General features: G+C 59.1%; 12 protein-coding genes. 8 read left to right on the top strand and 4 right to left on the bottom strand.

Going from position 1 to position 14468, the window contains the following annotated elements; genetic code table 11:
• The first annotated feature begins 114 nt into the window (after positions 1–114).
• From pgk to Q5H33_RS00950, 5 genes are all read left to right on the top strand, one after another.
• A complete protein-coding gene (pgk, locus tag Q5H33_RS00930; protein WP_085346227.1) occupies positions 115–1320 on the top strand; it encodes a phosphoglycerate kinase in 1206 nt (401 codons plus the stop codon).
• Positions 1321–1445: 125 nt separating this feature from the next.
• The gene (gene tpiA / locus Q5H33_RS00935) at positions 1446–2240 is read left to right on the top strand and encodes a triose-phosphate isomerase (RefSeq protein ID WP_151905600.1); all 795 of its coding nucleotides are present in this window, start codon (positions 1446–1448) and stop codon (positions 2238–2240) included.
• Between the two features lie 98 nt (positions 2241–2338).
• Positions 2339–2587: a preprotein translocase subunit SecG gene (gene secG, locus Q5H33_RS00940; RefSeq protein ID WP_003809205.1), complete on the top strand. Its 249-nt coding sequence runs from the start codon at positions 2339–2341 to the stop codon at positions 2585–2587.
• A gap of 87 nt (positions 2588–2674) precedes the next feature.
• Positions 2675–3523 carry an HAD family hydrolase gene (locus Q5H33_RS00945; RefSeq protein WP_195262075.1) on the top strand — a complete coding sequence of 283 codons (849 nt, stop codon included), beginning with the start codon at positions 2675–2677 and terminating at the stop codon, positions 3521–3523.
• A gap of 159 nt (positions 3524–3682) precedes the next feature.
• Positions 3683–5215 carry an aminotransferase class I/II-fold pyridoxal phosphate-dependent enzyme gene (locus tag Q5H33_RS00950; RefSeq protein ID WP_003809207.1) on the top strand — a complete coding sequence of 511 codons (1533 nt, stop codon included), beginning with the start codon at positions 3683–3685 and terminating at the stop codon, positions 5213–5215.
• Between the two features lie 170 nt (positions 5216–5385).
• Here the strand turns inward: Q5H33_RS00950 and tal are convergent, their stop codons facing one another.
• A complete protein-coding gene (tal, locus tag Q5H33_RS00955; protein WP_011743200.1) occupies positions 5386–6489 on the bottom strand; it encodes a transaldolase in 1104 nt (367 codons plus the stop codon).
• A gap of 89 nt (positions 6490–6578) precedes the next feature.
• Entirely contained in the window at positions 6579–8687 is a 2109-nt protein-coding gene (gene tkt / locus Q5H33_RS00960; RefSeq protein ID WP_302422575.1) for a transketolase, read from the bottom strand.
• Positions 8688–9061: 374 nt separating this feature from the next.
• Between tkt and hrcA the strand changes: the two genes are divergently transcribed.
• Together hrcA and dnaJ are read left to right on the top strand one after the other, a co-directional pair.
• Positions 9062–10189: a heat-inducible transcriptional repressor HrcA gene (hrcA, locus tag Q5H33_RS00965; RefSeq protein ID WP_021912843.1), complete on the top strand. Its 1128-nt coding sequence runs from the start codon at positions 9062–9064 to the stop codon at positions 10187–10189.
• A 52-nt stretch (positions 10190–10241) separates the two neighbouring features.
• Complete coding sequence (dnaJ, locus tag Q5H33_RS00970) at positions 10242–11393, top strand: molecular chaperone DnaJ (RefSeq protein WP_011743198.1); 1152 nt, start codon at positions 10242–10244, stop codon at positions 11391–11393.
• Positions 11394–11501: 108 nt separating this feature from the next.
• Here dnaJ and Q5H33_RS00975 read toward each other — a convergent pair whose 3' ends face one another.
• The gene (locus tag Q5H33_RS00975; protein WP_033499530.1) at positions 11502–12293 is read right to left on the bottom strand and encodes a fructosamine kinase family protein; all 792 of its coding nucleotides are present in this window, start codon (positions 12291–12293) and stop codon (positions 11502–11504) included.
• 168 nt (positions 12294–12461) lie between these two features.
• On the opposite strand from Q5H33_RS00975, the gene Q5H33_RS00980 reads away from it, so the two are divergent.
• Positions 12462–13346, top strand: coding sequence for an undecaprenyl-diphosphate phosphatase (locus Q5H33_RS00980; RefSeq protein ID WP_003809231.1), 885 nt, complete (start codon positions 12462–12464; stop codon positions 13344–13346).
• A gap of 91 nt (positions 13347–13437) precedes the next feature.
• Here Q5H33_RS00980 and Q5H33_RS00985 read toward each other — a convergent pair whose 3' ends face one another.
• Positions 13438–14265, bottom strand: a complete 828-nt coding sequence (locus Q5H33_RS00985) for a PAC2 family protein (RefSeq protein ID WP_003809232.1) — start codon at positions 14263–14265, stop codon at positions 13438–13440.
• Between the last annotated feature and the right edge of the window lie 203 nt (positions 14266–14468).

Consider the following 14468-nt stretch of genomic DNA (forward strand, 5'->3'; position numbering starts at 1 on the left):
AAAACACCATGCGACTTTTCCGTCGTATGGTGTTTTTTGTTCGTTTGGGCTTGTATTATGCGTAAGTGGCAATATGGCCATTCCACGCTTACAAGCGGCTAGGAAAGGATATACATGAAGACACTCAAGGATCTTGGAGATCTCAAGGGCAAGCGCGTTCTGGTTCGCGCCGATTTCAACGTTCCGCTGGACGGCACCACGATCACCGATGATGGTCGCATCAAGGCCGCCCTGCCTACCATCAAGGCTCTGCGCGAGCAGGGCGCTAAGGTCATTCTGATGGCCCACCTCGGCCGTCCGAAGGGCAAGGTCGTTCCGGAACTGTCCCTGGCTCCGGTCGCCGCCCGTCTCGGCGAGCTGCTCGGCATCACCGTTCCGCTGGCTGCCGACACCTATGGTGAGGACGCCCAGGCCAAGGTCGCCGCTATGAACGATGGCGACGTCGTGCTGCTGCAGAACGTGCGTTTCAACCCGGAGGAAACCAGCAAGGATCCGGAAGAGCGCGCCACATACGCCAAGAAGATCGCCGCCCTCGGCGAAGTCTTCGTGTCCGACGGCTTCGGCGTCGTGCACCGCGCCCAGGGCTCCAACTACGACGTCGCCGCCGATCTGCCGGCCGCCGCTGGCCTGCTGGTCGAGAAGGAAGTCAAGGCACTGTCCCGCGCCACCGTGAACCCGGAGCGTCCGCTGACCGTCGTGCTCGGCGGCTCCAAGGTCTCCGACAAGCTCGGCGTGATCGACAACCTGCTGGACAAGGCCAACCGTCTGGTCATCGGCGGTGGCATGGCCTACACCTTCCTCAAGGCCAAGGGCTACGAGGTCGGCACCTCCCTGCTGGAAGAGGACCAGATCGAAACCGTCAAGGGCTACATGGAGCGCGCCGAGAAGAACGGCGTCGAACTCGTGCTGCCGACCGATGTCGTCATCAACCCGGTCTTCCCGAAGTCCGATGAGGACATCGCTCCGGAAGTCGTGGCCGCCGACGCCATTCCGGCCGACAAGATGGGTCTGGACATCGGTCCGGAATCCCAGAAGCTCTTCCACGACAAGATCGTCGATTCCAAGACCGTCGTGTGGAACGGCCCGATGGGCGTGTTCGAGGTCCCGACCTTCGCTGAAGGCACCAAGGCCGTGGCCCAGGCTCTCGTCGATGCCACTGCTGCCGGCGCATTCACCATCGTCGGTGGTGGCGATTCCGCTTCCGCAGTGCGCAACCTCGGCTTCCCGGAGGATGGCTTCTCGCACATCTCCACCGGTGGCGGCGCCTCCCTCGAGTTCCTCGAGGGCAAGGAACTGCCGGGCCTGAAGGTGCTCGACTGATCTCAGAATCATGAAGGGGTGCTTCCTCATCAGTGGGTGGGGGAGCACCTTTTGCGTATTTCGCATACAATGTCACAAGAACGACCTTTCGCTTTGACGAGCACGGACGGGAGACGACGAATATTATGGGGCCGAAACGGATTCCTTTGGTGGCCGGAAACTGGAAGATGAATTTCGATCATCTTGAAGCGACGTATTTCGTACAGCAGCTTGCATGGAATCTTCGGTCCATCCATTTCGACTACAAACGTTGCGAAATCGCATTGATGCCGTCATTCACCTCACTCCGCAGCGTGCAGGTCGCCGTCGAATCGGACAATCTGAAAATCCGCTACGGGGCCCAAGCCGTCTCAGTCACCTCGCAGGGAGCGTTCACCGGCGACGTCTCCGCCGATATGATCGCCCATCTCGGCTGCTCGTACGTGATCGTCGGCCATTCGGAACGACGCAAATACCATCCCGAAGACGACGCGAACATCGTCGACCAGGTGAGGGCCGTGCTTGCTGCCGGCATGCAGCCGATACTTTGCGTCGGAGAAAGCTACGAGGAACGGCGCAAAGGCATAGAGCTCGATTTCGCGGTCGGCCAGGTGCACGACGTGACGCGGGACCTGTCCGATGAGGAGGCCGCGAAGCTGATTGTGGCGTACGAGCCGGTATGGGCGATCGGCACCGGCATGGTGGCTACGCCTCAGTCGGCACAGGACGCGGCCAGGGCGATCCGAAACGACCTGTCCGATACGTTCGGAACACGGGTCGGCGAAACGGTGCGAATCCTGTACGGCGGTTCGGTGTCCTCGAAAAACGCGGTGGAACTGATCAACGAGCCGGATGTGGACGGCTTCCTGATCGGCGGCTCCGCGTTGAAGGTCGATGAACTCACACGCATCTGCAAGCTGACATTGGAAACAACCGCCTGAAAACTTTTAAAAAGCATGGTTGGACGCTCGATTTTTTCAACACCATGCGCTATTATCAGAAACAGTGTTTACGAACTGGAGGTTCACCCGTGTCCGCTATGGCTACTGTCAAGCTTGTGCTGCAGATTCTTCTTGTCATCCTCAGCCTCTTGCTCACCTTGCTTATCCTTATGCACAAGGGTAAGGGCGGCGGTTTGTCCGACATGTTCGGCGGCGGACTCACCCAGAATGCGGGTTCCTCCGGTGTCGCGGAAAAGAACCTGAACCGTTGGACCGTCATCATCGCATTGCTGTGGGTGGCCATCATCATCGCCCTCGGTCTGATGACGAAATTCAACCTCATCTGATTGACGTAATTTGGTTTGGCCCATGACCGGCTTCACGGTCATGGGCCAAACTTGTCTCCGGCTAGATTGCTCCCGCAAAGGATTCAAATGACTTCGACAAACAACACATATGATGACGTGACCATGGTCGTCGCCGATCTGGACGGCACACTGCTGCACGACGGAAAGACTTTCGAGGACCGTTTCCTGACGCAACGATCCATTGACAGCATCAACCGCATGCACGACGCCGGCATCAAATTCGTGGTGGAGACCGCGCGACCGGTCAGCACCGGCTACTCGTTCGTGCAGAAGCTTCCGGTTGACGCCGTCGCCTATCTCAACGGGGCGCTGTTGGATTTCAACCCCGTCTCGTCCGATTACGATATGCTCACCTCACCGACACTGCCGAAGGACGGACATCTGCAGAAGATCGGATTCTCTTCGAAAAGGGCCTGCGAGGTCTGCAAGTACCTGCTGGAGGAACTGCCTGACATGGAAGTGGGCATCGTCATGGATGATGTCAGGTACACGAATTTCGACGTCACGAAATACTGGAAGACGCAGACCTGGCGATACACGGATTTCGATGACGTTCCGGACGGCACCGCGGACAAGCTGATCCTGTTCCCGAACGAGGAGCAGTGGAAGCGTGTGGGACGGCTCATCCCCGACGATTTCGACGTGCATATCTCCGAAGGCTCGCTGTGGATGCTGATGAATCCGCAGGCCAATAAGGAGCATGCATTGAGCATCCTCGCCGATCGCATGTCGACGCCGTTGTCACGGACCGTCTCATTCGGCGACGATTTGGTGGACATCGCCATGCTTCGTGAATCCGGCAGGGGAGTGGCCGTGGCCAACGCGAATCCTGACGTGTTGAAAATCGCCGATGAGATCTGCCCTTCGAACAACGATGACGGCGTGGCCCAATGGGTTGAGAACAATCTGCTTTGACCGCCCCCCCCCCCCACATGGAGTCTTTTCACGGAATTGAACTCATTCATGCAGCGGCATGAAACACATCCACCAAAATTGAACTCTTTGTCTTTCTTGGTGCCCTGTCGTGCTATTCTTTGAACTAGCTTTTGTTTAAATTGAACTGGAAGGATAGGCATGACGGAATCATTCTCGACCAGATTGAATGATGCCATGGCATTACGCGAGCTTAAACAGATTGATTTCGTTCATGCTGCGGAAAAGTTCAATATCAAGCTCGGCAAAAGCCATATGAGCCAATACGTCAGTGGCAAAACCGTTCCCCGTGCCGATATCGCGCATTTCCTTGCCGCGTATCTGCGGGTCAACGAGGATTGGCTGATGGGCAAGGATGTTCCCATGGAAGAGCATGCCGCGATTTTGCCGGATTTTGCCGGTGAACAGCCCGACCATGTTGACGATGCATCCGAGCAACCGACAGAAGGAAGAACCATGCGCACTTTTACGAAATCCCACAAGCTCGACAACGTGCTGTACGACGTCCGTGGACCGGTCGCCGACGAGGCCGCGCGCATGGAGGCCGCCGGCACGCACATCCTGAAACTCAATATCGGCAATCCGGCACCGTTCGGCTTCCGCACGCCGGATGAAGTGGTCTACGACATGTCGCAGCAGCTGCCCGACACGGAAGGCTATTCGCCGTCGAAGGGCCTGTTCTCCGCGCGCAAAGCCATCATGCAGTATGCGCAGCTGAAGAACATCCCCAACGTGTCCATCGACGACATCTACACCGGCAACGGCGTCAGCGAACTTATCAACCTGTCCTTATCCGCGTTGCTGGACAACGGCGACGAGGTACTCGTGCCGTCGCCGGATTATCCGCTGTGGACAGCTTGCGTGAATCTGGCCGGCGGAACCGCGGTGCATTACGTCTGCGATGAGGATTCCGAATGGTATCCGGACATCGACGACATGCGTTCCAAGATTACCGACAAGACCAAGGCGATCGTCATCATCAATCCGAACAATCCGACCGGCGCGCTGTATCCGAAGGAAGTGCTTCAGCAGATTGTCGATCTTGCGCGAGAGCACCAGCTCATGATCTTCTCGGATGAGATCTACGACCGTCTGGTCATGGATGGGTTGGAGCACATCTCCATCGCGTCCCTTGCGCCTGACCTGTTCTGCGTGACGTTCTCCGGATTGTCGAAGTCCCATATGATCGCCGGCTGGCGTGTCGGCTGGATGGTGCTGAGCGGCAACAAGCGTCTCGCCAAGGATTACATCGAGGGTCTGAACATGCTGGCCAACATGCGTATGTGCTCGAACGTGCCTGCGCAGTCGGTGGTGCAGACCGCATTGGGCGGCCATCAAAGCGTCAAGGATTATCTGGTGCCCGGCGGCCGCATCTACGATCAGCGCGAGTTGGTGTACAACATGCTCAACGATATTCCAGGCATCACCGCGGTCAAACCGAAAGCGGCGTTCTACATCTTCCCGAAGATCGATGTGAAGAAGTTCAACATCCATTCCGATGAGCAGTTCGCGCTTGACCTGCTGCATGACAAGCATATCCTCATCAGCCACGGCGGTGCGTTCAACTGGCAGGAACCGGACCACTTCCGTGTGGTCTATCTGCCTCGCATCAGCATGTTGAAGGAGACCATCGGCGAAATCGGCGACTTCTTCAGCACGTATTGGCAGGCTTGATTTTCGGTTCGCTTTTCTTTCGATTATGGCCGCGATCTGATATCGCGGCCTTTTTGTCTTTCCGTATGTCTTCTGCGCGTATTATTTCGGCATACGAAAAAGAGGTCTCCATCAAAAGATGGAGACCTCTCGGCTTTTATCCGTTTAACGGTGCTGTATCAGCGAATGATTCAGCCGTTGACGCGGTCGATGCCAGCCTGGACGTCGGCGAGGACGGTGTCCCAGGACTTGATGAAGGCTGCGACGCCGTCAGCTTCCAGCTTGTCGGTGACATCCTTGATGTTGATGCCCAGATCGGCGAGCTTGTTCATGATGGCGTGGGACTCTTCGTAGGTGCCCTTGATGGACGGAGCGCCATTGCCGTGATCGGCGAGAGCGTTCAGGGTCTTCTCCGGCATGGTGTTGACGACGAACGGAGCAACGAGCTCGTCGACGTACTTGCAGTCGGAGTAGGCGGCGTTCTTGGTGCCGGTGGAGGCCCACAGCGGACGCTGCTTCTTGGCGCCCTTGGCTTCAAGAGCAGCCCAACGCGGATCGTTGGCGAACTTGTTCTCGAACAGCTCGTAAGCCAGGCGAGCGTTGGCCACAGCGGCCTTGCCCTCGAGAGCCTTGGCTTCGTCGGAGCCGTTGGCTTCCAGCAGCTTGTCCACAGCGGTGTCCACGCGGGAGACGAAGAAGGAAGCGACGGAGCCGATGTGCTTCAGGTCGTGGCCGTTGGCGTCAGCCTGGGCGATGCCCTCGATGTAGGCGTCGATGACCTGCTCGTAACGCTCCAGGGAGAAGATCAGGGTGACGTTCACGGAGATGCCCTTGGCCAGGGTGGCGGTGATTGCCGGCAGGCCTTCGAGGGTGGCCGGAATCTTGATCATGGCGTTCGGACGGTTCACCTTGGCCCAGAGTTCCTCGGCCTGCTTCTCGGTGGCCTCGGTCTCGTGAGCCAGACGCGGATCCACTTCGATGGAGACGCGGCCGTCAACGAAATCGGACTTCTCGGCAACCTCACGGAAGATGTCGGTGGCGTTGCGCACGTCGGTGGTGGTGAGCTCGCGCACGGCGGTCTCAACGTCGACCTTGCCCAGTTCCTTCAGCTGCGGATCGTACGGGCCGACCTCGTGCAGAGCCTTCTGGAAGATGGACGGGTTGGTGGTCACGCCGACAACGTTCTTGTTGGCGATGAGATCCTGCAGAGAGCCGGACTCGATGCGGGAGCGGGACAGGTCGTCCAGCCAGATCGAGACACCGGAGTCAGAGGTGCGCTGAGTTGCTTCAGTCATTGTTTTTTCTCCTTGATACCTTTTTGGATCAAATCTTGTTTATCGGTGAAAGGGGAGGGGCACATGCTGTCGTGTCCCTCCCCGTATCATCACTTGGCGGCTTCGACTTCCGCGATGGAGGCCTTGGCGGCTTCCACAACGTGCTCGGCGGTGATGCCCAGATCGATCATGTTCTGAGCGCCATCACCCTGCAGGCCGAACTGCTCGATGGACACCGGCTTGCCGTAGGAGCCGAGGTACTTGTACCACGGCATGGCAACGCCGGCCTCGACGGAGACACGAGCCTTGACAGCGGCCGGAAGCACGGCCTCCTTGTACTCGGCGTCCTGCTCCTCGAACCATTCCATGGACGGCACGGACACGACGCGAGCCTTGACGCCCTCGCCGGCCAGGGTCTTGGCGGCAGCCACAGCCCACTGGACCTCGGAACCGGAAGCCATGAGGATGACGTCCGGAGTGCCCTCGGTGTCGACCAGAACGTAAGCGCCCTTCTTGACACCGTCCTTGGCCTTGGCGGCGGTCTCGGCAAGAACCGGGACACCCTGACGGGTCAGAACCATGGCACCAGGCAGGGTGTTCTTCTTCTCGAAGAAGTAACGGTAAGCCTCGGCGGTCTCGAAGGCGTCGGCCGGGCGAATGACCTCAAGCTGAGGAATCGCGCGGAAGGAAGCAAGGTGCTCAACCGGCTGGTGGGTCGGGCCATCCTCACCGACGGCGACGGAGTCGTGGGACCAGATGTACAGGTTCGGAATCTCCATGAGGGCGGCCAGACGAACGGCGGAACGCTCGTAGTCGGAGAACATGAAGAAGGTGCCGCCGAACGGACGGGTGTGGGAGCCCAGCAGGATGCCGTTGGTGATGCAGCCCATGGTGAACTCGCGCACGCCGAAGTGCAGCTGGCGACCGAACTCGTTGCAGTTCGGCCACTGCTTGGTGGCGCACTCGGCCGGGGCGAAGGTGGCAGCGCCCTTGAGGTCGGTCTTGTTGGAGCCACCGAGGTCGGCGGAGCCGCCCCAGAGTTCCGGCATGACAGCGGCGATGGCGTTCAGCACGGAACCGGAAGCGCCACGGGTTGCAACGCCCTTGCCGACTTCGAAGGTAGCCTCGAGGTCATCGATGGCCTTGTCGAAGCCCTCCGGCAGTTCGCCGGCCTTGAGGCGGTCATACAGGGCAGCGTTGTCCGGGTTGGCCTTGCGCCATGCGTTGTACTTCTCGTCCCATTCCTTGTGGGCTTCGAGACCGCGCTCGGCGACCTTGCGGGCGTGGGCGAGGGCCTCTTCGTCAACGTGGAAGGACTCCTCCGGGTCGTAGCCGAGGAGCTTCTTGAGGCCGGCGACGGCCTCGGCGCCCAGCTTGGAGCCGTGGGAGGACGGGTCGTTGGTCTTGCCCGGGGTCGGCCATGCGATCAGGGTGTCGACCTTGATGAGCTTCGGCTGGTTCGGGGCGGCGGCGCGGGCCTTGGCGATGGTGTCGGCCAGGCCTTCGACGTCCTCCTTGTAGGAGCCGTCAGGCTGGATGAAGCTGAACTCGTCGGTGTACCAGCCGTAGGCCTGGAAGCGCTTGAGCACGTCCTCGGCCAGCACCAGGTTGGTGTCGCCTTCGATCTGGATGCGGTTGGCATCGAAGATCACGGTCAGGTTGCCGAGCTGCTGGTTGGCGGCGAGGGAGGCGGCTTCGCCGGAGATGCCCTCTTCGATATCGCCTTCACCGCAGATGACCCAGATGTTGTGGTCGAACGGGGACTCGCCTTCCGGAGCTTCCGGATCGAGCAGGCCACGCTGGAAACGCTGGCCATAGGCGAAGCCGATGGCGGAGGCGAAGCCCTGGCCCAGCGGACCGGTGGTCATTTCGATGCCCGGGGTCAGGCCGTATTCCGGATGGCCCGGGGTACGGGTGTCAGCGCCGCCACGGAAGTTCTTCAGATCGTCCAGGGTCAGGCCGTAGCCGGAGAAGTACAGCTGGACGTACTGGGTGAGGGAGGCGTGGCCACCGGAAAGAATGAAGCGATCGCGGCCTTCCCAGTTGGGGTCGTTCGGATCATGCTTGATGAAGTGCTGGTACAGGGTGTAGGCGATAGGCGCCAGGGAGACGGGGGAACCCGGGTGGCCGTGTCCCGCACGCTCAACCGCGTCGGCCGACAGGACCTTGGCCATCTTGATGGCGCGCTCGTCCAGCTCGGTCTCCTTGAATTCGGTCATGGATTACTTTCCTTCCAATTGGTCGGGCCGCGTATCCGGCTTGTGCCGAGCGCTCGACGCCCTCACATTGCGTTTCCCATAGTAGCGATGTGAGGTGACGTTGTGGTGAAATTTTGGCGTGTTTTGGTAGTTTGTGTGCTGTTAGCGCTCACAATTAACATTCGCGTGAACTTCAGATGTTCGTTTGTCGATATCTCTCCCAATGCCAGTCGCCGCAAGCCTTTGCCGCATGAAGGAAACTACTCTGGAAGCGAACGAATTAGCACTCCGGGCGCCGGAGTGCTAAAACATTAAAAGAAGTTTTCCGGGTACGTCTCATCAGCACCGTCAAACATAAGGCGTACCGGCACACACCTATGCATAAGGAGGCGCGCATGGCGCAATCAAGACGCATGCTGGTGTTGCGTGCCGTGGTCGAGGATTACATCCGTTCTCAGGAACCGGTGGGTTCCACCACACTGACCCGGGATCATGACCTCGGCGTCAGCTCCGCCACCGTGCGCAACGACATGGCGGCCTTGGAAGATGAAGGCTATCTTATTCAGCCGCACACTTCGGCCGGCAGGGTGCCGACCGAAAAAGGGTACCGTTACTTCGTCGACCGTTTGGCGACGGTCGTTCCGCTATCGGAGGCCCAGCGCCGCGGCATCAACAGCTTTCTGTCCGGATCGGTCAATCTGCAGGACACGCTGCAGCGGGCCGCCCGGCTGCTGGCGCAGATCACCGGACAGGTCGCCGTCGTGGCCGCGCCGTCACTGTCGAAGTCGACATTGCGGCATATCGAAATCGTGCCAGTGTCCATTAATACGCTGCTTGCCGTAGTGATCACCGATACCGGCCGTGTCGCGCAGCATATCCTCAACGTCACGAAATTGCCGGACGTGACGACGCTCACTCATCTGACCAACGAGATCAACACGCAATGCTCCGGCGTTTCGCTGACCCGCACGGCCGATTGCGTACGACAGATGGGAGCGCGCAAGGAATACCATGCGATCAGCACGCTTGCGGAAACGCTTGCGCAGGCCTTTGATGGCATGGCTGATGACGAACGCGCGAGCGAATTGTACATGGCGGGCACTTCACGGCTTGCGCATCAACGCACGGTGGCCGACCTGGCCCCGCTGTTCGACGCGTTGGAGGAGCAGGTGGTGCTCATGAAGTTGATGAGCTCGCTGAGCGAAACCACGCAATCCGACGGCGTCGGAGTGGCGATCGGTTCCGAAACGCACACGCCCGGTTTGCTGCACGCCTCAGTGGTAACCAGTGGCTACGGGCGTACCTCCGCGGCCGCCACGGACGGCGCGACGCATGCGGCCGCATCATCACAGACGGAAAATCAAAGCGGTGATGATACGCAGCAGGCGGGCGAACCGGTCGCATTCGTCGGATCGATCGGGCCGACGCATATGGACTACGCGGCGACCATGGCCGCCGTGAGGGCGGTCGCCAGATATCTGACGGCGTTCCTCGCCCACGATGAAGGTCAGCCGGCCGACTGACCCCGCCTTATGGCACAATGACACGCAGAACCAACAGGGAGAAAGAATAATCGTGACGGACTATTACGAAGTGCTGGGCGTCGACCGTTCGGCAAGCGACGACGAGATCAAAAAGGCGTATCGAAAGATGAGCCGCAAATACCATCCCGACATCGCAGGTCCGGAATTCGAAGACAAGTTCAAGGAAGTCAACAACGCGTACGATGTGCTGTCGGATCCTAAGAAACGGCAGATGTACGATGCCGGCGTCGATCCGAACGATCCGAATGCGGGCGGCATGCACGGTGGCGGATTCGGTGGCGGATTCGGCGATATGGGGGACATCTTCAGCATGTTCACCGGTGGCGGATTCGGTGGCACCGGCGGTGGACCGACTCCGCGCACCCAGCCGGGGCGTGACGCGCTTGTTTCCGCGACCATCGATTTGAAGACGGCGGTGTTCGGCGACACCACGCACGTCAAGGTCAACACGTTCGGCCTGTGCCAGGAATGCGGCGGCACCGGCTGCCAGAACGGCACACAGCCCACACAATGTCCCGACTGCCACGGTCAGGGATATGCGCAGCGCGTGGTACGCACCATGCTCGGCCAGATGATGACCACCGCGCCATGCGAACGCTGCGAAGGCCATGGAACGGTCATCGAGAAGCCGTGCCCGTCCTGCCTCGGCCATGGCCGCGTGCGCGTCACCCGCAATGTCGGCGTCGCGGTGCCGGCCGGCGTGGCGAACAACACCCGTCTGCGTCTCGCTAATCAGGGTGAGGTCGGCGAAAATGGCGGCGTCGCGGGCGATTTGTATGTGGATATCCGCATCAAGCCGGATGACATGTTCACTCGTGATGACGACGATTTGCATTGTTGGATCAAGGTGCCGATGAGTTGGGCCGTATTGGGGCACGAAGTCGAAATCGACACCTTCGACGGCAGGCAGACGCTGGATATCCCAGCCGGCAGCCAGCCGGACGATACCGTGACGTTGAAGAACCTCGGCGTCACGCATCTCGACGACAAGAACGAGCGCGGCGATTTGGTGGCGCACGTAGTGGTGGAGATTCCTAAGAAGCTGTCCGATGACGAGCGGGAGCTGATTGAGCGGTTCGGCGAGATGCACGACACGGACGCCCAGCATGTTGCCGTGAAGTCCCGTCCGTCGTCCGGCGCGAAGAAGGGGTTCTTCTCCAAGCTGAAGGACGCGCTGCGCTAGTTTTCGCAATCCAATCGAATACGGGACATATGAAAAGAAGTCCGTATCCCAACTCATAACCTTGGGATACGGACTTCTTTCACATCTGGCGTGGCGGGTGATTCCCGCCTATTTGAGCAGCGACCTGCACATGGCGCGATACCGGCTCACATATCCTCCACCGAAGAACACGCAATGTCCTGCAATGGGGTAGAGCTGCCACAATGTGATGCGGTCCTGCCATCCGGCCTTAAGCGGATGCGCCGACTGATAGCCTTCGAGGATGTCCGTAAGATATGACATGCCGAACAGGTCGAGCATGGCAAGGTCTTCCTCACGGTGCCCACCGTGAGCCGCAGGATCGATAAGCACGGCTTCGACGTCACCGGAATCAGCAGTCCACATGACGTTGCCGCTCCACAGGTCGCCATGCACGCGTGCGGGCTTGTCGTTGGCGGCCTTGCCTAGGATGTCGGGCAAGGCGTCGATAACGGCTTCAGTCAGTTCCATGTCATAGTCGGTCAGTTCGCGACGTTTCATGCCGAGTCGTACCATCGGACGCAATCTGCCGTCCGCCAGATAGGTGGCCACATCATCCCAGGCACCGGTATCCATCGGGACGGGATCCTGCAACGGCCCGAAATAGCAGGTGCCGTCGTATCCAGTTGGAGCGGAGCCAAAATGTTCGGCACCGGCATCATGCATATGAGCTAGCGCAACACCGAAATCGCGCGCGGCTTGGATGGTCGGACCGCAGGCGTTCACGCGTTCAATGTCGAGATAATCCTTGCCCCAGTCGTATACGTCGACCACGCGTGGGCCGCCCTGCGATTGCGCCTCGCCGAGCCATTTGAGGCCGCGTCCCTCGCATTCAAAGAAACCTTCGGGGCTGAATGCCCTGCTTTTGCGGTATTTGCCCATGCCGATGAGCCTTTCTCCCATGCCGGACATGCCGGCGTACTTTTGGCTCCATTGTGTGCATGGTTTGAGACAACTATGCCGGGATGCCTTGAAAACTAGACCCCTCTCGCTACTCTTGGTCACGGAAAAGCAGACGAAACCATATTTCTACGAACATAAAGAGGGTTCATGAATTTCTTCCAAGCGATTTTCCTTGGCCTGGTGCAGGCGTTGACCGAATACTTGCCGGTCTCTTCCAGCGCCCATATCCGTATCATCGGCGATTTGATGCTGGGCTCCGATCCGGGTGCCGCGTTCACCGCCATCATCCAGATCGGCACCGAGCTTGCCGTGATCCTGTATTTCCGTCATGACATCATACGCATTCTCGGCGCGTGGTTCGGCTCCTTGTTCGGCAAGGAGGGCAAGGACTTCAAGAGCCGTATGGGCGCGCATAACCGCGACACGCAGATGGGTTGGTTCATCATCATCGGCACGCTGCCGATTCTGATTGCCGGTCTGTTGTTCAAGGACGCCATCGAAAGCACGCTGCGTAATCTGTGGATCACCGTTACCGTGCTGATTATCTTCGGTATTCTGCTGTGGGTGGTCGACGCCCGCGCCAAGCAGGTCAAGACCATGGATGAGATGACCTGGAAGGATGCGCTGATCTTCGGCATCGGTCAGATGCTGGCGCTGATTCCTGGCGTTTCCCGTTCCGGCGGCACCATCACCTTCGGCCGTGCGATGGGTTATACCCGTGAGGCTGCAGTGCGCGTGAGCTTCCTGATGGCCATTCCGGCCGTGTTCGGCGCGGGCATCCTCGAAGCCGTTTCCGCGGTCAAGGATGTGGCCGCAGGCAATGCGGGAATGTTCCCGGGCTGGGGTGCGACCATCGCGGCCACCATCGTGGCGTTCGTGGTCGGCTATGTGGTGATCATCGGCTTCCTGAAGTTCGTGTCCACCTTCTCGTACAAGGCGTTCGCCATCTACCGCATCGCGCTGGCCGTTGTCGTGGCTCTGCTGCTAATCTGCGGCGTGCTGCACCCGACGGAAGTCGTTGCCGCCGCGTAAGCGTGATTCGGCGTAAATAAAGCGAATCCCGGCCATCCGTAAGGTGGCCGGGATTTTTTTCGTCTGCGACCTCCTCCTGGAGGGGAACGACTCAGACGCCGTTGCGTAGAAGTGATTCGGCCTCACGAAGCAGTTCCTCGCAGGCAGGCATGCCATTCGAGGCGATTCGCTTCGCTCTCGCGTCCAAATCGTAATCATGTTCCAGACGAGCCAAATAGTCGCCGGCATGCATGTCTGACACCAATCCATCGGCGTCGGAACGCCATTGCATGGCCTTTCTGGTCAAATCTCCTTCAATAAGCGGATACTCGATTATTAAAGACAAGGCGCGCAGCAGCTCCAAAGTGCCTTGCATGCATTCGGTATTGGCACAGTAATGCGGTACGGATACCCATATGGATGTTGTCGGAAAGCCCGCTTCGGCGGCGAAGGCATCAAGGATGTTGGGGATGCCCACCGGACCGTTGTATTCCCTGTCGGATTCGCATTCGCAGCCGCTTTTGGAGATGTCAAGCGGCAATGGCCGTGTGTGCGGGCATTCATCGAACATGGAGCCAAGCGTGATGACATCACTTACGTCATAGTCTTCTGCGACACGTAGCGTCTGCCTGCAGTATTCCTCCCACCGGTAATTGGGTTCGGGTGCGATTTGCGCAAGCAGGTGCAGCATGGGGGAGACGGCAATGTCATAGAAAGTCGTTTGCGGCCAGATGATGCGCTTACGCCCCTGCACGGAGCAGATCATGGGCCGGGCCACCTGATAGTCGTAGAAACCTTCGTTGTCAATATGGCGCACTTCCTGCGACTCATACCGGGACACCAAATGACGGACGACGTTCGTGGCCGCTTGGCTTGCATCGTTCCATCCTTCGAATGCGGCGATAAGTATCGTCTTGGGCATTGCGCTCTCCTCACACATGCTTTTAATGTATACCGAAAACGGGTGGTGTGACACGCGCTTCAGCCATCGGTGAATACGAATAAACCAAACCGCGACACGCTGACTTGCAAATTACACGAATGTGGTTATAGTAGATACTCGTGCTCACGCAGTGAATCTGCTGGAGACATGCGGACATAGCTTAGTTGGTAAAGCGCAACCTTGCCAAGGTTGAGACCGCG

Origin of the sequence: uncultured Bifidobacterium sp., from assembly GCF_959020145.1 — a bacterium.
Taxonomy (GTDB): Bacteria; Actinomycetota; Actinomycetes; order Actinomycetales; family Bifidobacteriaceae; genus Bifidobacterium.